This window comes from Pseudoalteromonas sp. APC 3355 (assembly GCF_030407615.1).
Taxonomy (GTDB): domain Bacteria; phylum Pseudomonadota; class Gammaproteobacteria; order Enterobacterales; family Alteromonadaceae; genus Pseudoalteromonas; species Pseudoalteromonas distincta.
The window spans coordinates 296,305-314,526 of record NZ_JASDDB010000003.1 but is presented as its reverse complement, the minus strand read 5'-3'; the positions used below and the strand labels follow the sequence as shown (position 1 = coordinate 314,526).

Below are 18,222 nucleotides of genomic sequence, written 5' to 3'. Positions count from 1 at the left end.
AATGTTGCTTATAAAACTTCAACTGTGGAATATCCACCTGGCTTTTTGGCTACATGCACTTGAGTGGCTACACGCTCGCTCATTTGTGTTACGTGCGATATAACGCCTACTTTTCTGCCTTGTGCTTGCAAAGAATCCAAAGCGTCCATTGCAATGCTTAGGGTTTCGCTATCTAACGTACCAAACCCTTCGTCAATAAACAAAGAATTGATTTGTACTTTGTTAGACGAAAGCGATGCTAAACCAAGTGCAAGCGCTAGCGATACTAAAAATGACTCACCGCCCGAGAGCGTATTAACAGAGCGTTGCTCGTCGGCCATGTCGCGGTCGATAATTGCAATGTCGAGCGTTTGCGCTATGGCGGTTAATTCGTAGCGTTTGTTGAGTGTTTTTAAATGGCTGTTGGCATAGTGCAGTAATATTTTTAACGTTTGTGTTTGTGCTAAGTTACGCATAGTTTTACCCGTTGCATCGCCCAATACTTTATTAAGCAAATGCCACTGCTCTACCTGTGTTTTAAGCGTAGTTAACTCAGCTTGTTTGCCTTCAAGCGCCTTTGCGTTTTGGTTGTGTTGCTCAATAGCGGTATTAGTTGCTAGTAATGAATTTTGCAGCTGCGTTTGTTGCTCATTTAAGCTGCTTAATTGCGTACTTAAAGCCTCTGCACTTTGTGTTGGCTTATCGCTACTGTTGTGTTTTTCAAGCGTAAGTTGCTGCTGTTTTAATGCGGCATTTGCATCTGTTAACGCTTGAGTTAACTGCTCGTGCTGAGTTAAATGCGCTTTAATAGTCTCGCTACTTAGCGTTAGTAAAATTTTGACCTGTTCGTGCGTAACATCGCTGTATTGCGCTTTAAAGTCAGCAAACCACTGGTTATAACGTGCCTCAAGTGTTGCTAGTTCTTGGCTGTTTTCAAGTAAGCGTTGCTCCACATTTTTAAGCGTTATAGCGTGTTCATCTCGTTGTTTTATAGCGTCGTCATAGGCTTTTTGACTCGCTTGAACCTGCGATTGCTTTTGCTCTTGCTCACTTGTGAGTTTTGCTTGATAGTCGTCTGCGCTTATTTGCTCGTTATTAAATAAAGCTAAGCGCTCACTTTGTACCGCGTCTAATAGCGCTTTAGCTTTTACAAACTCTTCATTAAGTGCTTTTAACGATTGCTCGTTTTTACTAACAAGCGGGCTAAGCTGCTTTATTTGCTCATTAGCTGTGTCTTGGCGCTTTTGGCTTTGCTCAAGTTGCGTTTGAGTTTGCTGATACTGCGTAACCTGCTTGTTCAGCTCGGTAAGTTCAAGCGTATTGGCTTGTAATTGCTGCCAAAAATCACTGTTTTCAAATTGATTATTGAGCGTTGTACCCAGCTCGTTAATTTGCGCACTTAGCTCGCTATGCTTACTCGTTAACTGGTTTTGCTGGTGTGTAAGCTCAAGGTGTTTATTACTCAACTGCTGCTGTACTTGCTGCTCTGCTTTAAGTGCTGCTTGTAGCTCATTTACTTTGGTTTGCAGTGTACGTTGGCGTTTTTGTTGCTCAAAGTATTGCGCTTTTTGCTGCGTTAATTGCTTATAAGTTACTTCAAGCTGATCAGGCGTTAAGTCGTTAAGCTCATTACGTGCGCCTTGCATGGTATTTTTAATGTCGAGCTGTTTGGCTTTTGCTGTTTGTATTATTTGCTCAAGTTGTCCGTGTTCAGCAGTTAACACAGCATGTTGAGTTTGGTGCTTATGCAGCTCGCTTTGTGCATGGTCAAATTGCTTTTTAGCTATATTAAAAGCATTTTCAAAATCAATAATTAAGTTATTTAATTGCTGATTTTGATTTACCGCATACGGGTGATCCGTTGCGCCGCACACTAAACAAGGCTCATTAGGGCGAAGCTCAGTGCGTAAATGCTCTACGTTTTCGCTGGCTCTTAAACGCGCTTGGTTAAGTGCGTACTCGCTGCCTTTAAGTGCTTGCTCGCTAGTTATTAAATGCTGATTAAGTAAAGCATGGGCTTGCTGGCTTTCATTTAGCTGCTGATTGAGCACTTGCTGGCGTTGAGTGCTTTGTTTTAGTTCTGCGTTAAATTGCTTATAGCGCTCTCGCTGCTCTTTTAAGTAATCAATACTTTTTAACTGCGCGTCGCAGTGCTCTGCATTAAATTCATTAAGCTGAGTATTTAAAACCTGCAAAGCTGACTGCTCGCTCGTAAGTAACGCCTCGCACTGCTGCACTTTATTATTTTGTGTATTTAAAAGATCGCTCTGACCTGCAAGCTCGGTATTAAGAGTTTGGCTTTGTGCAAGGTTTGCAGTTAATTGCTGTTGTGCATTTAAGTAGGTATTAAAGCTTTGCTGATAGTAGCTCCAGTCTTTTGCTAAAACGTGCAGCTGTGCATGCTCATTAAGCCATTGCTGGCTTTTAGTTGAGTCGGTATTAGCGAGTTCTAGCTCGTTATTGCTTTGTTTAAGCTGCTGTGTGAGTTCATCAAGTTGAGTTTGCTCTTTGGTTATTTGCGACTCTGTGCCTTTTACAGCTTGAGTTTGCAAGGCAATGCTGCTGTCGAGCTCTCTCGCTTTTGCTATAACGGGCGCTGCATTTTGTTTTTGCTCATTGGCGTTATTAAGTAGCTCAGTATGCTTAGCAAGCGCGGTATTACGCTCGTTAATTACCGCTAAATGATCAACACTTTTAAGTGATGTTATTTGCTGCTCTAACGCCGTATTTTGATCGGTTAATTGAGTAAAACGGCTGCGGTTATCTTTTATTTCAAGCGCCTGCTTGGCTTGTTTTGCCTGCTCGCTTTGTGAGGTAATACTTTCAAGCGCTGAGCTTGCTTGTTGCTGGGTTTGCTGTGCCTGCAGTAAGCTTTGCTCAAGCACTGTAGCTTGCTGATACCAGTTAAGTGCTTTTTCGGTTTTGGTCAGCTCTTTTTTAGTGTGTTCGGTTTGCGCTTTTAAATCGGTTAACTTGGTTTGTTGTAGCTCAAGTTCTTCTGGTGTTAATAAGGTATAGCTTTCAAGGCCTGCTTTAAGCGCTTCAAGCTTTGCTACTTGCTCTTTATAGCGCTCAAAAATACGCACGCCAATACGGCTAAATTTATCGGTGCCTGTTAAACACTCTAAAAGTTGTGCTCGCTCATCGCCAGTGGCTTTTAAAAATGCAGCAAACTCATGTTGCGCTAAAAGTACGGCACGGGAGAACTGCTCAAAGTTAAGCCCTATTTTGCTCTCAACTTCTTTTATTGTGTGGCTTTTGTCTGCTATTAAGGTTTGCTCTGGCAGGGTTACTAAGGTGTGCTCTGCTACTTTAAGTTTGCCTGTTACTTTTTTATGGGTGCGTGAAATTGTATAGCGCGCACGATAAAGCTGTTTATCTTGCCCTAAAAAGTCGACCTCGGCGTAGCCTTCCCATGTACCTCTGCGTAGCAAGTTTCGCGCATCATTAAGCTTAATGCTGTCGCCGTTAAACTCAATTAAGTTACCTTTATCGCCGCGCAGCCTCGCTGTTTTTGTATAAAGGGCTAAACAAATAGCATCTAAGAAGGTACTTTTACCAGCGCCGGTATCGCCTGTTATCGCAAACAATCCTGCATCTTTTAATGGGGCTTTAGTAAAGTCTATTTCAGCATCAACTATTGAAGCTAAATTATGAATACGAACTGCGGTTATTTTCATAGTTGTTCTTGCTCCGTAAGCTCGTTTATCACGTCACTTAAAAGTGCTTTTAGCTCATTGGGTACACTTTGCCCAGCCATGTCTTTATCGTTTGCGAATGCTTGTTCTAATAGGTTTAGTGGGTTGAGCATTTCAACTTCGCTTAAATCTTCAAATACGGTGTTGTCGTCATTTTGCGCTGATTGCTCACGTACACGTTCAATACCACAAAATTTAATATGCTTACCTTCAAGTGCTTGTTCTATTTGTTCTCTGAAGGTGGTGTCGATATCGCTTGATTTAAGCTTTACACGTAAATAAGGCGCTGTTGTATTTTGTGCGGTGTCGAGCGCTTTAATTTGCTCGCATAGTTCGTTTAATGGTACACACTCCCCTTTTGGTAAAATAATTACATCGGCAGAGCGCGGAATGTAAAGGGGGTTTACAGTTGTACTAATATGTTGTTTTTCATCAATAATAAACTCAACAACATTTACTTGGTGCGTGTAGTTACGTTCTGAAAACGACATAGGTATAGGTGTGCCGCTGTAGCGAATAATATCGCTTTTAGCGACTTGTTGCGCTTTGTGTAAATGCCCAAGGGCAACATAGTTGGCTTGTTTACCAAATACATTGGCTGAAATAGACTCCTCACCACCTATCACTAAGTTACGCTCAGAATCACTTGAGATATCCCCGCCTTTTGCGTGTAAATGCCCCATAACTATTAATGGTGAGTTTTGCTCGTTTATATTAGTAGCGTGTTCTAGTGCAAGCTCGTAAGCTTTTGCAACGCCTTGAGCATAACTAGGGCCGCTTTCGGTTTGGCTAATTAAACTTACATCGCTTGCACGTAAAAATGGCATAGCGACGATTACAGCGCGTTTACCATTGGTATTTATGGTAATAACAGTTTCATCGGGTGTTGCGACATCAAAGCGCCCTACTACGTGCGTATCAAATTGCGCTAGTAATGGCTGAGCTGCCAAAATACGATTTGCAGAGTCGTGGTTACCCGCAATAATCACTACGTGTAATTGTGGGGATGCCTTTTTGGCGTCTTTAATAAATTGGTAAAGCTGATTTTCGGCGCTAGCACTTGGAGTCGCGGTATGATAAATATCGCCAGCAACTAAAAGTAAGTCTATTTGTTGTTCAACAAGAGTGGCTAATAACCATGTAAAAAAGGCTTGATGTTCAACACGGCGATCGTGTTCGTAAAATTGTTGGCCAAGGTGCCAATCTGAGGTGTGGAGGACTTTCATGTCGCGCTCTTAATAAAACCGTAAGAGCGCCAATATACCCAAGGCTGTTAAAGATGCAAGCCTAAGCCGTGCATTACGTTAGGTTAAACTGTACCAAGCTGAAAAAACAACCGGTAATGCTAAAAGTGCCATTAATAATGGAATTTTTAACGTTTTAGTTTGTTTTGCGTGTAGCGCCTTTAGTGCATTAGTTTCGTTGCACGCTGCTACTTTATCGATATAAAAATAACCCGAATCGAGATACTGCTTACAGTTATTCTCACTTGCTGGAATCGCAATTAGTTCTTGTTGTTTTTTTAGGATGTAAAAATCCATAAGCCCACCGCATTTCTTGCTAGTAATCGATATTAATTTGAGGATAAATGTGACGAATTTATTTGCCTCAAATAAAAAGGTTGGCGATTTTAAATATAAACTGCACTAAAGATCAACCTAAAATTGCACTATTTATCATTTATCGTAAAAATAGCGAATATTAAGGAAGTTCGGCAATATTTGAGCCAATAATTCAGCTGTTTACACTGTATTTTTGTTCAGTAGAGTGGGCTTTTAGCTCATTTTACTTGTTGCAAATTTGAGACGCTTATACGTAGGATTATTGGTTTACCTGATAATGCTAAAGCAATACTTTTTTAGCAAAGTAGGTAAAGTTAATGTACTTTTTCCAAGCTCTAAAACTTGTATTTAACAGCTCAAAACCATTTTTAAACCCCACTTTTGTAAACCCCCTTTACAGTTTTTATTTATTCGTATTTTGTTACAAAATAATTGTACTTTTCAATCTAATAAACTAAGTGAACATCACCCTAAAAATACGGTACTTGGTCGCTAATTTATTGAAGCTAACTAGTATATTTGTCAAAGTATGCTCACAAAATTATATTAGGACTAACAATGAAAAAAATAGGTCTTACGCTAAGTGCTTTTGTATTGCCTTTGGCAATATCTAGTGCGGTTATGGCGTCTTCGGTTGAGCAAACAAAAGGTTCTTTTGTTGATAAATTTCGTCAATTAGACGAAGCGCTTCCTACACCCAACGTTTATCGTAGTGCCGCTGGCGAACCAGGTGAAAAATACTGGCAGCAACGTGTAAACTACGATATTGATGTAAAGCTAGATGAAAAAAAGCACCGTATTACCGGTAGCCAAAGCATTGAATATAAAAATAACTCTCCGCATACACTCAAATATTTATGGTTACAGTTAGATCAAAATATTTTTAAAAGTGATTCTATTGCCGAAACAACTAAAACGTTTAAAAGCACTTTAGAAAGTCTACCAGCTCAAAAGCCTGCTAAATTAAGTTTAGGTGACTTACGCCGTCAGCAATTTATGAGCGACAACGAACTGGGTTATACAATCAGTGGCGTAAAGGATGACGATGGTAAAGAGCTACGCGTAACTGTAGTTGATACTTTAATGCGTATTGATTTAAACGAGCCATTAAAACCAGGTAAAGAAGTAGAATTTAGCATGAACTTTGCCTTCAACATTGTTGAAGAAGATGCTGTAGGTGCACGTTCTGGTTACGAGCACTTTGAAGAAGATGGCAACGACATATTCTTAATTGCTCAGTGGTTCCCTCGCTTAGCGGCTTATACCGATTACGAAGCATGGACAAACAAGCCATTTTTAGGCTCTGGTGAGTTTACGCTTGAGTTTGGTGATTACGATGTTGAGATTACTGTTCCTGCGGATCACATTGTATCGGCAACAGGTAAGCTTGATAACGCGAGCAAAGTACTTACAAGTACTCAGCGCAAACGTTTAAAGCAAGCTGAAACATCTAAGCGTCCTGTGTTTATTGTTAACGCAGAAGAAGCGCTAGAAAACGAAAAAGAAGGCACCGACAAAACTAAAACGTGGCACTTTAAAGCACAGAATGTTCGTGACTTTGCTTGGGCGTCGTCTCGTAAGTTTATGTGGGATGCAAAAGGTTATCAGCAAGGTGGTGACGTTCAGCCTTTAGTTATGGCAATGTCGTTCTTCCCTAAAGAAGGTGGTGACTTATGGAAAAAGTACTCAACTGAAGCGGTAGTACACACAATGGAAGTGTACTCTAAGTATTCGTTTGATTACCCGTACCCAACTGCACAGTCGGTTAATGGCCCCGTTGGTGGTATGGAATACCCAATGATCACCTTTAACGGTCCGCGTACTAAGTTACAAGATGACGGTACTCGTACTTATTCTCAGGCTGAAAAGCGCTTTTTACTTGGCGTAGTTATTCATGAAGTTGGTCATATTTACTTTCCGATGATTGTGAACTCAGATGAGCGCCAATGGACGTGGATGGATGAAGGCCTAAACAGCTTTTTAGATGGTGTTGCTGGTCGTGAATGGGATCCTACTATTCCTTGGGGTGTTGAGCCTCGCGATATAGTGAGCTACATGAAGTCTGAAGTCCAAGTACCAATTATGACTCAGTCAGACAGCGTATTACGTTTAGGCCCTAATGCTTATACTAAACCTGCCGCAGCCCTTAATATTTTACGTGAAGTAATTTTAGGCCGTGACTTATTCGACTTTGCATTTAAAGAGTATGCTCAGCGCTGGAAATACAAGCGCCCTACCCCAGCTGATTTTTTCCGCACAATGGAAGAAGCCTCTGGTGTTGATTTAGATTGGTTTTGGCGTGGCTGGTTTTACACCACAGACCATGTTGATATCTCTTTAGATAAAGTGTATCAACTACGTTTAGACACTAAAAACCCTGATATTGATTACAGCCGTTTACGTGATATTGAAGCAGATAAGCCTACGTCATTATTTGTTGAGCGTAACCGCGCCGAAGGTAAAAAAACATGGGTTGAGCAAAACCCTGATGTTACCGATTTTTATGACGAAAACGACCGATTTACTGTAACCAATAAAGAACGTAACTCGTACAATAAGTTTTTAAAAGGCTTAGAGCCGTGGGAGCGTAAAACGCTTGAACGTGCTTTAGAAGAAGATAAAAACTACTACGTTATGGAATTTTCAAACCTTGGTGGTTTGGTAATGCCTATATTACTTGAGCTAACATATGAAGATGGCACAACCGAAGAGCGTTATATTCCTGCTGAAATTTGGCGTCGTAATTATAAAAATGTTCAAAAGCTAATTGTTACCGATAAAAACAAACCGCTTGTATCAGTTACTGTAGATCCTAATTGGGAAACTGCGGATGTAGATATTGAAAATAATAACTACCCTCGTCGTATTATTCCTTCACGTATTGAAGTGTTTAAAAAGGAAAAGAGTAAAGCTAAAGTAAGTCGCGATATCATGCAAGATATTAAAACTGAGCTTAAAACTGATGAGAAGAAAGACGAAAAAGATAACGGTGAGGAGCCGCAATAATGCGCTTTTTGCTTATTATTGTTTGCCTTTTAGTTGCTGCGCCGAGTATGGCGCATCAACTAAAATCGTCAGTTACAACCGTGCTTTTTAATAAACGAACGCATAATATTGAGTTAATGCATCGCTTTTATTTACATGATACCGAACACGCCGTAGGAACATTATTTGAAGGCAAAATCGATATTATTAGTAATAAAGCCGATCAGCAACGTTTTGCTAAGTATGTTGAATCGCATGTTGCTCTACAAACGTTAAGTGGTGAACCTTTACCACTTAACTTTGTGGGAGCACAAGTTGATGGTAAGTTTTTTTGGGTTTACCAAGAAGCACCAATTCCTGAAAACATTGAAGGAATTAAAATGAGCAATGGCGCGCTTCGTGATTTATGGCCATCTCAGGTAAATATGGTAAACGTTGAGGGCAAAGGTAAGATTAAAACTTTAAACTTTGCACAAGATGATACTTGGCTCGAAGCCCGCTTTGAGCAAAATTAACAGTTAAAACTTCCCCAACCAACGCGCACTGCAGTTAATGTGCGCGTTTTCTTTATACGTTTAAACTGCGTTCATTTTTGATCTGGTATATGTAAATTTACGTAAAAATTGGTAGTTCAATTTGTATATTTACCATTATTTGCGCATGCTACAACTACCAATTATATTTACTGTATTATCAATAGATTGATAGCAGTGCAAATAAATAATTTAAATATAGTTAGTTTCATTTATCCCTTTAGCTATAACTGGCTTGGGCATAAGCAGTAGAGAATTTTATGTTTAAATTTTATTTAGTAATAACTAAATTCAGGGAATGATATGACTACTCAGGTTGAGGCTATTTTTGGAGTAATTTTTGATTTAGATGGAACATTAGTTTCATCCGAACTAGATTTTACATTAATTAAAGCCCAAATAGGTTGCCCTTGCGAGCAAGATTTGCTTGATTACATCGCTCAGTTGCCCTCACCGTATATGCGTGAAGAGGCAATGAATATAGTTCACCAACACGAATTAATAGATGCACAACATGCCAGTATTTTACCCGGCGTGAGTGAAGCTATTAATGCTTTAAAGTCTAAAAATATACCGATGGCAATTGTTACTCGCAATTTTGATAAAGCGGCTGCAATTAAATTACAAAATAACCCACTTCCTATTAGCACAGTTTTAACGCGAAGCGATGCACCTGCAAAACCAGATCCCAGCGCTTTAAATGCTATTGCTACACTTTGGAACATTAATGCCAGAAACTTACTTTATGTAGGAGATTACCTTTACGATATTCAAGCTGCGCATAATGCAAATATGCGTGCATGTTTATACGCTCCAGAGTTAACACCAGCTTACGCCGATCAGGCCGATTACGTTTTACATGACTTTGCTGACTTGGTGACATTAGTTGAGAGTTATTCTGAAAAAATAGAGTTATGTTAAATAGCATGCCATTTGATTTATTCTGAAATGAGTATGTAGTTATAAAAGTTTTTATTAATCAAGTTTTGCCCATTGCGGAGCTAGCCCAATACGTTTTGAATTGGTAAAATACCGCAAAACGTAACGTATTCATTAGGGGCACAAAATGGGCAGAGCATTTGTAGTTCGTCAAAGTTCTATGATCAAAACAGCCAATGCAAAAACAAAAGTAAACTCAAAGTACGGAAAAGAGATTTACGTTGCAGCAAAAAGTGGTGATCCCGATCCCGAAGTAAACCAAACACTTCGCCGTCTAATCGAAAAAGCTAAAAAAGACCAAGTACCCGCACACGTTATCGAAAAAGCAATTGAAAAAGCAGCCGGTGGCGCAGGAGAAGATTACTCTGTTGCCCGTTATGAAGGCTATGGCCCTGGTAACTGCATGGTTATTGTTGACTGTTTAACTGATAATCCAAACCGTACTATCAAAGATGTACGTTTACCATTTACTAAAACAGACTCAAAAATTGGTACTCCTGGCTGTGTAGCGCATATGTTTGATCATTATGCGGTACTTGGCTTTGCAGGCGATGACGATGAAGTCGTATTAGAAGCATTAATGATGGCTGATGTTGATGTAAGCGATGTTGAAGCGGAGGACGGTAAAATATCGGTATTTGCACCGCCAACAGAATACTTTAAAGCTAAAACTGCCCTTGAAGACGCATTTGAAGGCATTAACTTTGAAGTAGACGAAATTACGTTTATCCCTCAAGTTAATATTGAAATTGAAGACGAAGAAGTTATTGCTAACTTTGATAAGTTTATAAATATGCTTGAAGATTGTGACGATGTACAAAACATTTATCACAATGCCATTGTAAAAAATTAAACGTAAACGGTTAAAAGCTTTAAAAAGCGTGTTTTGTGTATACAAAACACGCTTTTTTACGTTTGAATAAATGTTAGATATTCATGTGTATTATCTATATACCTTTAAAATGCCTTAAAAGTGCTGTTATTCTAATTTTAGGCGATAAAAAACCAGCTTTTAAGCTGGTTTAGTACTTAATTTTAACTTTGATTAAGCAGTTAAAGCGTATTCGACTTTTGTGCTTTATATTTTATACGGTAGCTATGTAGTAGTGGTTCAGTGTAACCACTAGGTTGCGTTACGCCCTCTAAAACCAGCGCAGTAGCGGTTTGAAACGCAATGCTGTTATTAAGGGTTTCTTCGCTTGTTGCCATGGGTGTATACGCAGTGTCATGCTCGTTTTGGCCATCAACCACTTTTGCCATTTTAGCCATGGTTGATTTTATTTGCGCTTGTGAGCACACGCCATTTAGCAACCAATTAGCCATATGCTGGCTTGAAATACGCAGTGTGGCTCTGTCTTCCATTAAACCGATATGGTTAATGTCAGGTACTTTTGAGCAACCTACGCCTTGATCAATCCAGCGTACAACGTAACCTAAAATGCCTTGTGCGTTATTTTCTAGCTCACTTTGAATATCTTCTTTTGAAAGCGTTTTAGGGTCTGCCATTAGCGGCGGTGTAAGCAGGTCATTAAGACTCGCAATAGTACGTTTAGCTATACTTTGCTGCTCAGTAAATACGTTTATATCGTGATAATGCATTGCATGCAGGGTAGCGGCTGTAGGGGAGGGCACCCATGCTGTATTAGCGCCTGATTTAGGGTGAGCTTGTTTTTGCTCCATCATTAATGCCATTTTATCTGGCATTGGCCACATGCCTTTACCTATTTGTGCTTTATGACTTAAGCCACAAGCAAGGCCAATATCGACGTTGCGATCCTCATAAGCTTGTATCCATGGTTGCTGCTTAATCTGTGCTTTTGGAAGCACAACGCCCGCTTGCATAGAGGTATGAATTTCATCGCCTGTTCTATCTAAAAACCCGGTATTAATAAATACAACACGCTCTTTAGCTGCATAAATACACGCTTTAAGATTTACAGAAGTACGGCGTTCTTCATCCATAATCCCCATTTTAAGCGTGTTTTTAGGTAAGCTTAGCGCTTCCTCTACTAAGCTAAATAAAGTGTTAGTAAATGCCACCTCTTCTGGGCCATGCATTTTTGGTTTTACTATATTAATACTTTGCGCGCTTGAATTTTTGATACCTGTTTTTTTATTTAGGTCGTGCAGGGCAGCAGTGGCTGTAAACATTGCATCCATAATGCCTTCAAACACCGGTTGATTAAACACATCGGTAATAGCAGGGTTCGTCATTAAATGACCAACGTTTCTTACAAACATCATGCTACGGCCTTTTAAAGTAACGGTGCCGCCATCAAGTGCGGTGTATGTTTTATCACTTTGCAGGGTACGCTCAACAGTTTTATCGCCTTTTTTAAATGATTCAACTAAGTTACCTTGCATCAACCCAAGCCAATTTTTATAAACTTGTACTTTATCTTCTGCATCTACCGCAGCTACTGAATCTTCACAATCCATAATGGTGGTAAGAGCGGCCTCTAGCACTACATCTTTTAAGCCTGCTTTATCTGCTTGGCCAATAATGTGGTGGTGATCGATATGTAGCTCTATATGTAAGTCATTGTTTTTTAATAACACTACGGTTGGGTTTTGTGCTTCACCTTGATAGCCAATAAGCTGAGATGGGTTAGCTAATGTGGTTTGAGAGCTGTCACGCAAGGTAATTAAAAGTGCGCCATCTACTACTGAGTAATTCGTGCTTTCTATATGGGAGCCATTGGTCAGCGGCAATGCTTTATCTAAAAACTGGCGAGCGTAGGCCATTACCTTAAAACCACGAACAGGGTTGTAGGTATTACCTTTTTCAGCCCCGTCATCTTCGCTTAACACATCAGTACCATATAAGGCGTCGTATAACGAGCCCCAGCGAGCGTTAGCGGCATTAAGTGCAAAGCGTGCATTACTTACAGGCACAACCAACTGAGGGCCTGCTGTAAGGGCTACTTCGGGTTCTACATTTTGGGTTTCAATTTCAAAGTTGGCAGGCTCTTTAACTAAATAGCCAATATCTTGCAAAAAGGCTTGGTATTTAGCGCTATCCCAGGTTTTATTAGCAAGATGGTAGTCGTCTATTTGCTGTTGAAGCAGCTCTCGCTTTTCAAGCAGTGCCTTATTAGTAGGGGTAAGTGTTTGAACGATATGTGCAAAACTTTGCCAAAATTGTGACTCACTTAAGTGAGTACCTGGTAGCAATTGATTTTTAACGAAATCAGCGAGTTGTGTGTCTACGCTGAGTCCTGAATGTGTGAGAGTGTGGGACATAGTTGCCTTCCTTTAAACGGTCGCGATGTTGTTGTGTGCTTGTGCGTAAGGCAACAATAACTCAAAAAGGCAATGTTGAGTGCTTTTTAGCCATTCACAAAATGTATAGCCACAATAACAACTATAAATTTACTAAATCTAGAAAAGGAGCCTAATGTTGAATTAAGCGCTACGGAACACACTCCTAGCCACTCTCACAACATTAAAATAATTTACACACTCGTTCGAAGGATTTTATTATGACAACATATCAACGCGAAACAGACACACTCTCTACTCTTTGCCAAACACAAGGCAGCGCATGGAAAGCTATTAACCCTGAATACGCAAGCCGCATGCGTTTACAAAACCGTTTTCGTACAGGGATTGAAATTGCGCAATACACAGCAGACGTAATGCGTGAAGATATGGCTGCATATGATGCCGACACAAGCCAATACACGCAATCTTTAGGGTGTTGGCATGGCTTTACTGCCCAACAAATGATGATGGCTATTAAGCGCCATCAAAAAACAACTAAACGCAGCTATGTATACTTAAGTGGCTGGATGGTTGCAGCACTTCGCTCTGCATTTGGTCCGCTGCCAGATCAAAGCATGCACGAAAAAACATCGGTACCTGCATTAATTGAAGAAATTTACACATTTTTAAAGCAAGCTGATGCACGTGAACTAGACCACTTGTTTAACGATCTAGATGCAGCAAAAGCGAATGGCGGCGATGTTCAAGCTGTTATTGATAAAATAGACAACTTTGAAACCCATGTTGTGCCAATTATTGCTGATATTGATGCCGGTTTTGGTAACGAAGAAGCAACTTACTTACTGGCTAAAAAAATGATTGAAGCCGGTGCGTGTGCCATTCAAATAGAAAACCAAGTATCTGACGCCAAACAATGTGGTCACCAAGCAGGTAAAGTGACCGTTCCACACGAAGACTTTTTAGCAAAAATTAACGCAGTACGTTACGCCTTTTTAGAGCTAGGTATTGATAACGGCATTATTGTGGCACGTACAGATTCATTAGGCGCCAGCCTTACTCAAAAAGTACCTGTGTCGCAAACACCAGGTGACTTAGCAAGCCAATACAATGCATTTTTAGAAACTACGCCAATTAACGGTGTTGATGATTTAAATGAAGGCGATACGGCAATGAAAATTAATGGCCAGTTATGTAAACCAACTCGCCTAGATAACGGTTTATACCAGTTCCGCGAAGGCACTGAAAAAGACCGCGTAGTATTAGATTGTATTACTAGCTTGCAGTCGGGCGCTGATTTACTGTGGATTGAAACAGAAAAACCACATGTTAAACAAATTGCAGAACTGGTAAATCGTGTAAAAGAACACGTGCCAAATGCAAAACTGGTATACAACAACTCGCCTTCGTTTAACTGGACGCTTAAGTTTCGTGAGCAAGTGTACCAAGAGTGGGAAGAAGCAGGCCGTGACCTTAGTGCTTACCCAAGCCTTGGCGATAATAAAGGCCTTATGGCACCAGAAATGGATGCAACAGAACTTGCACAAGCAGCCGATTTACTAGTGCAAAACTTCCAGCGCGATGGCGCACGTGAAGCAGGTATTTTCCATCACTTAATTACTCTGCCTACGTACCATACAGCTGCGCTAAGCACTGATATTTTATCAGAAGGTTACTTTGGCGATATGGGTATGCTGGCTTACGTGCGTGATGTACAACGCCAAGAAATTCGCCGCGAGCAAGCTTCTGTTAAACACCAAGACCTAGCAGGGTCTAACATGGGCGATACACACAAAGAATACTTCTCTGGTGATAATGCGCTAAAAGCCGGTGGTGAAGATAACACCATGAACCAGTTTTAATTCCTAACTAGATAGTGTTACTCAAGGGCCAATAGGCCCTTTTTTATTGTTTAAATTTTTATTTAGATCAGATTTTAACTAACTAAATCATGTTGGATCACTATTTATCTACCTGAGTGAATTTACAGATCAGAGTTTAACTAACCTTTCATAAAACGGCATATTTTGGGTGATTTTGCTGTAAAAAGCGTTTACAACAACTTTAAAAGGCAGGTAAGTGACTGATTTTTGCTTTAATAGACAAACTTAGCGAATTTATAAACCGATTTTTTACTAACTTCTCCGTGCGATAAAACAAAATTTTACTAACTGAGAGGCTATAAACAGTGACTCAAACCGATTTTTTACCAACTCAAGTTACAAAAAATGCTATAAACCGAAATTTTACTAACTGAAGTTTAGCTAAGTCCGATATTTAACTGTCACAGAAGTGTAAAGGGGGTTTACAGTTTGAATACTACGGCGATAAATACAAAAGCCACTTATTTAAAGTGGCTTTTATTTGAGCTATAAATGTTATACAAATTTTAGGTTATTTAGTGTGTTTATCAAACCACCATTGAATATAAGCAACTTTGGTCATTAAGTTTGATGGGCGAGCTGTAATACCATGTGATGCATCAGGAATTCGCACCATTGCAGTATCAACGCTTTGTAGTTTTAATGCTTGATAAAACTGCTCAGTTTCTGATATTGGTGTACGGTAGTCAGATTCGCCAGTGAGCAACATAGTAGGAGTTTTAACGTTTCCAACATAACTAATAGGCGAGCGCTTCATGTAATGCTCAATGTGATCCCACGGTTTACCCGGAAACCAGTAATCAGCAAAAAACGGGTAAAAATCGGCAGTTAGTACAAAACTGATCCAATTAATAACCGGTTTGGCAACTACAGCCGCAGCAAAGCGATCGGTATGACCTACAATCCAAGCTGTTAGTACGCCACCGCCAGAGCCACCGGTTACAAACAATTTAGACTCGTCAATAAAGCCTTTCGCTATTAGCGCATCAACGCTAGTCATTAAGTCATCAAAATCGTTACTTGGATAATTATGATGAATAGTTTGTGCAAACTCTTTACCATATGAATCACTACCACGTGGGTTCATGTATAAAACGACATTACCTTTGGCTGCAAACAGTTGAATTTCAGCGCTAAAGTGCGGGCCATAATTAGCGACAGGGCCGCCGTGAATTTCTAGTATTAGCGGGTATTTTTTGCTGCTATCAAATTCTGGCGGGTAGGCAATCCACCCCTGAATAGGAAGCTCATCGTGGCTTGATTTAACCCAAATTTCTTCCACTTTAGCCAAAGCTTTGTCGCCCAATGCATCTGCATTAAGGGTAGTTAAACGCTGCGCTTTACCGCGTTTAATTGTTGCTATATCAGCAGGGCGCTGAGTATCTGCAAGGGTAAAGGCTACCTCACCATCTTCGCTTACATCAAAGTCGCCACCAGAATAAGGGCGACCAAAGGCAACGCTGCCAATTTGGGTTGTTATTATTTTACGCTTGCCACTGCGTGGTTGATAGGCGAGGGCGGTTTGACCTTTATCGGCGTAACTAAAGTACACACCTTTTGAATTGGCACTCCATTTTATTTGACCTACGCTACGATCAAAATTTGGCGTTAAGCTAGTTGTGTTACCTGTTTTTAAATCACGAATATAAAGTTGAGCATTTTCGTAATTAGTGCGTTTATCATCGTAACCTGTGTACGCTAAGTAACGACCATCGGGCGATACTTTAGGCTGCTCATCAGGACCATTTCGATCAGTAATTTCAGTTATATTTTGTGTGGCTAACTCGAGTTTATAAATTTCACTATTTGTGGGTTTTAGCTGGTTGTTTGTGTGCCTGTTCGCAGAAAAATAAAGTGATTTACCGTCTTTACTAAAACTTACATCGCCCGCGTTATCAAATTCATCATCAGTGAGTTGTTTAGCATTACCACCGTTAGCATCTATGGTAAATAGCTGACTAAAACCTTTTTGTGTGTACCCGCCACCATCTGAACGGTAATACACATCATCAATAAATTTGGCGGGCTCTGCCCAGGTTGCGCCTTTTGGTTTACCTGGTAAGCTCACTGGCGCTGAATTAGCGCTTGGAACAAACATGCTAAATATTAATTGGTTAGAATCAGGGCTCCATGTAATCGAACGTGGACTACTCGTTAAGTTACTAATTTTTGCCATAGCACCTGTTTTAAGCCATTTAATATATATTTGGCTGCTGCCATCGCGGGTTGATATAAACGCAAGGCGTTGACCATCAGGAGAGAGTACTGGCGAATAATCCATATGTACGCCAGAGGTTAGCGGCTGCATTTGTTTGGTTTTGTAATCAACAGACCAAATATTACCCACTTTGCGATCTGTTTTTATATCCATGCGGTTACGCACAAAATAAACAGTTTTACCGTCTTCGGTTATATCTATTTGATTAGCATATTCTAAATTAAACACGTCTTGCAGTTGTAGTGTATTTGTTTCAGCGTAGGCTAAATTGCTACAGCCTAAAATGAGGCTAAGTGTTATAAGCTTTTTCATTTTTATCCCTGTTGTTACTTTTTTTAATTTGCTAAGTAGTTATATGTTAGGGATTATTAAATTAACAGTGGGATGCGATGAAGCTCTTATTTAAATCTATGAGTTAAAGCTGTAAAGGGGGTTTACAGCTTCTATTTGTGGTTGTGTAAAAGTATTTAGTTAGCTGAGTTACACAGGGCTTTTATGTCTTTTATAAGCGCTATGCCATCAGCGTTGTCGCCATGTACGCATAAGCTATCGGCGTTGAGCGTTAGTTTTTTTCCAGTTCGTGTTGTCACGCTGCCATCGGATAAAAGCTGAGTTACTTGTTTTAGTAATGCAGCTTTGTTGTGAACGCTACCCTCAAGTGTTCGTGACACTAAATGCCCGTCGTCGGTGTACTGCCTATCGGCGAATGCCTCGAGTATTAGATCAACTCCTGAGCTTTTAGCTATTTGAATGTGCTTATTGGCATTTTTAGTCGCTAAAATCATTAGCTTTAAATCTATTGGGTAGCTGGCAATTGAATTTATAACGGTTTGTAATATTTTATCATTTGCCATCATGTCGTTATACAGTGCGCCATGGGGTTTTACATAGCTAAGTGTTAAACCTTGTACTTTTGCCATCCCCTCGATAGCGGCTATTTGATAATGCAGGCAATTTGTAAGCTCTTTTTCGCTAAGAACCATTGAGCGCCTACCAAAACCCTGCTTATCTGGGTAGCTTGGGTGAGCACCAATTTGTACGTTATGTTGCTTGGCAAGAGTGAGCGTGCTTGCCATTACATCGGCATCACCTGCATGAAACCCACACGCAATGTTAGCCATATCAATATGTGGCATAACGTCATCGTCTAGCCCCATTTTCCACGCGCCAAAGCTTTCGCCTAAATCACAATTGAGTTTCATA

Annotated in this window: 11 protein-coding genes; 5 read left to right on the top strand and 6 right to left on the bottom strand. The window is 40.1% G+C overall.

Annotation, left to right across the window (positions count from 1 at the left end; genetic code table 11):
• Window positions 1-8: 8 nt before the first annotated feature.
• From QMA08_RS07775 to QMA08_RS07765, 3 genes are all read right to left on the bottom strand, one after another.
• Window positions 9-3,659, bottom strand: coding sequence for an AAA family ATPase (locus QMA08_RS07775; RefSeq protein ID WP_290174116.1), 3,651 nt, complete (start codon window positions 3,657-3,659; stop codon window positions 9-11).
• Window positions 3,656-4,903 carry an exonuclease SbcCD subunit D C-terminal domain-containing protein gene (locus tag QMA08_RS07770; protein WP_290174115.1) on the bottom strand — a complete coding sequence of 416 codons (1,248 nt, stop codon included), beginning with the start codon at window positions 4,901-4,903 and terminating at the stop codon, window positions 3,656-3,658. Before QMA08_RS07770 ends, QMA08_RS07775 begins: the two co-directional genes overlap by 4 nt.
• Before the next feature lie 78 nt (window positions 4,904-4,981).
• Window positions 4,982-5,218, bottom strand: coding sequence for a hypothetical protein (locus QMA08_RS07765; RefSeq protein WP_002959190.1), 237 nt, complete (start codon window positions 5,216-5,218; stop codon window positions 4,982-4,984).
• 579 nt (window positions 5,219-5,797) lie between these two features.
• Between QMA08_RS07765 and QMA08_RS07760 the strand changes: the two genes are divergently transcribed.
• The 4 genes from QMA08_RS07760 to QMA08_RS07745 all read left to right on the top strand — a co-directional run bounded on the left by QMA08_RS07760 (window position 5,798) and on the right by QMA08_RS07745 (window position 10,549).
• Window positions 5,798-8,245, top strand: coding sequence for a M1 family metallopeptidase (locus QMA08_RS07760; RefSeq protein WP_138490129.1), 2,448 nt, complete (start codon window positions 5,798-5,800; stop codon window positions 8,243-8,245).
• Entirely contained in the window at window positions 8,245-8,739 is a 495-nt protein-coding gene (locus QMA08_RS07755; protein ID WP_039488858.1) for a DUF6702 family protein, read from the top strand. The genes QMA08_RS07760 and QMA08_RS07755 overlap by 1 nt, the downstream gene beginning before the upstream one ends.
• 321 nt (window positions 8,740-9,060) lie before the next feature.
• The gene (locus QMA08_RS07750; protein WP_002959195.1) at window positions 9,061-9,678 is read left to right on the top strand and encodes an HAD family hydrolase; all 618 of its coding nucleotides are present in this window, start codon (window positions 9,061-9,063) and stop codon (window positions 9,676-9,678) included.
• A gap of 145 nt (window positions 9,679-9,823) precedes the next feature.
• A complete protein-coding gene (locus QMA08_RS07745) occupies window positions 9,824-10,549 on the top strand; it encodes a YebC/PmpR family DNA-binding transcriptional regulator (protein WP_002959197.1) in 726 nt (241 codons plus the stop codon).
• A 200-nt stretch (window positions 10,550-10,749) separates the two neighbouring features.
• On the opposite strand, the gene QMA08_RS07740 is transcribed toward QMA08_RS07745, so the two are convergent.
• The gene (locus QMA08_RS07740) at window positions 10,750-12,939 is read right to left on the bottom strand and encodes a malate synthase G (protein ID WP_290174114.1); all 2,190 of its coding nucleotides are present in this window, start codon (window positions 12,937-12,939) and stop codon (window positions 10,750-10,752) included.
• A 239-nt stretch (window positions 12,940-13,178) separates the two neighbouring features.
• Between QMA08_RS07740 and QMA08_RS07735 the strand changes: the two genes are divergently transcribed.
• The gene (locus QMA08_RS07735; protein WP_272451560.1) at window positions 13,179-14,780 is read left to right on the top strand and encodes an isocitrate lyase; all 1,602 of its coding nucleotides are present in this window, start codon (window positions 13,179-13,181) and stop codon (window positions 14,778-14,780) included.
• 532 nt (window positions 14,781-15,312) lie between these two features.
• Here QMA08_RS07735 and QMA08_RS07730 read toward each other — a convergent pair.
• Both QMA08_RS07730 and QMA08_RS07725 read right to left on the bottom strand, forming a co-directional pair.
• Window positions 15,313-17,331 carry a S9 family peptidase gene (locus QMA08_RS07730; protein ID WP_290174113.1) on the bottom strand — a complete coding sequence of 673 codons (2,019 nt, stop codon included), beginning with the start codon at window positions 17,329-17,331 and terminating at the stop codon, window positions 15,313-15,315.
• 155 nt (window positions 17,332-17,486) lie between these two features.
• Window positions 17,487-18,221 (bottom strand): 5-oxoprolinase subunit PxpA, encoded by a 735-nt coding sequence (locus QMA08_RS07725; RefSeq protein ID WP_290174112.1) that lies wholly within the window; start codon window positions 18,219-18,221, stop codon window positions 17,487-17,489.
• Between the last annotated feature and the right edge of the window lies 1 nt (window position 18,222).

Bases quoted from the DNA above. Each gene is read 5' to 3' on its own strand.
- QMA08_RS07735 (WP_272451560.1), top strand. From the start codon at position 13,179: ATGACAACATATCAACGCGAAACAGACACACTCTCTACTCTTTGCCAA.
- QMA08_RS07745 (WP_002959197.1), top strand. From the start codon at position 9,824: ATGGGCAGAGCATTTGTAGTTCGTCAAAGTTCTATGATCAAAACAGCC.
- QMA08_RS07775 (WP_290174116.1), bottom strand. From the start codon at position 3,659: ATGAAAATAACCGCAGTTCGTATTCATAATTTAGCTTCAATAGTTGAT.
- QMA08_RS07750 (WP_002959195.1), top strand. From the start codon at position 9,061: ATGACTACTCAGGTTGAGGCTATTTTTGGAGTAATTTTTGATTTAGAT.
- QMA08_RS07725 (WP_290174112.1), bottom strand. From the start codon at position 18,221: ATGAAACTCAATTGTGATTTAGGCGAAAGCTTTGGCGCGTGGAAAATG.
- QMA08_RS07765 (WP_002959190.1), bottom strand. From the start codon at position 5,218: ATGGATTTTTACATCCTAAAAAAACAACAAGAACTAATTGCGATTCCA.
- QMA08_RS07760 (WP_138490129.1), top strand. From the start codon at position 5,798: ATGAAAAAAATAGGTCTTACGCTAAGTGCTTTTGTATTGCCTTTGGCA.
- QMA08_RS07740 (WP_290174114.1), bottom strand. From the start codon at position 12,939: ATGTCCCACACTCTCACACATTCAGGACTCAGCGTAGACACACAACTC.
- QMA08_RS07730 (WP_290174113.1), bottom strand. From the start codon at position 17,331: ATGAAAAAGCTTATAACACTTAGCCTCATTTTAGGCTGTAGCAATTTA.
- QMA08_RS07755 (WP_039488858.1), top strand. From the start codon at position 8,245: ATGCGCTTTTTGCTTATTATTGTTTGCCTTTTAGTTGCTGCGCCGAGT.
- QMA08_RS07770 (WP_290174115.1), bottom strand. From the start codon at position 4,903: ATGAAAGTCCTCCACACCTCAGATTGGCACCTTGGCCAACAATTTTAC.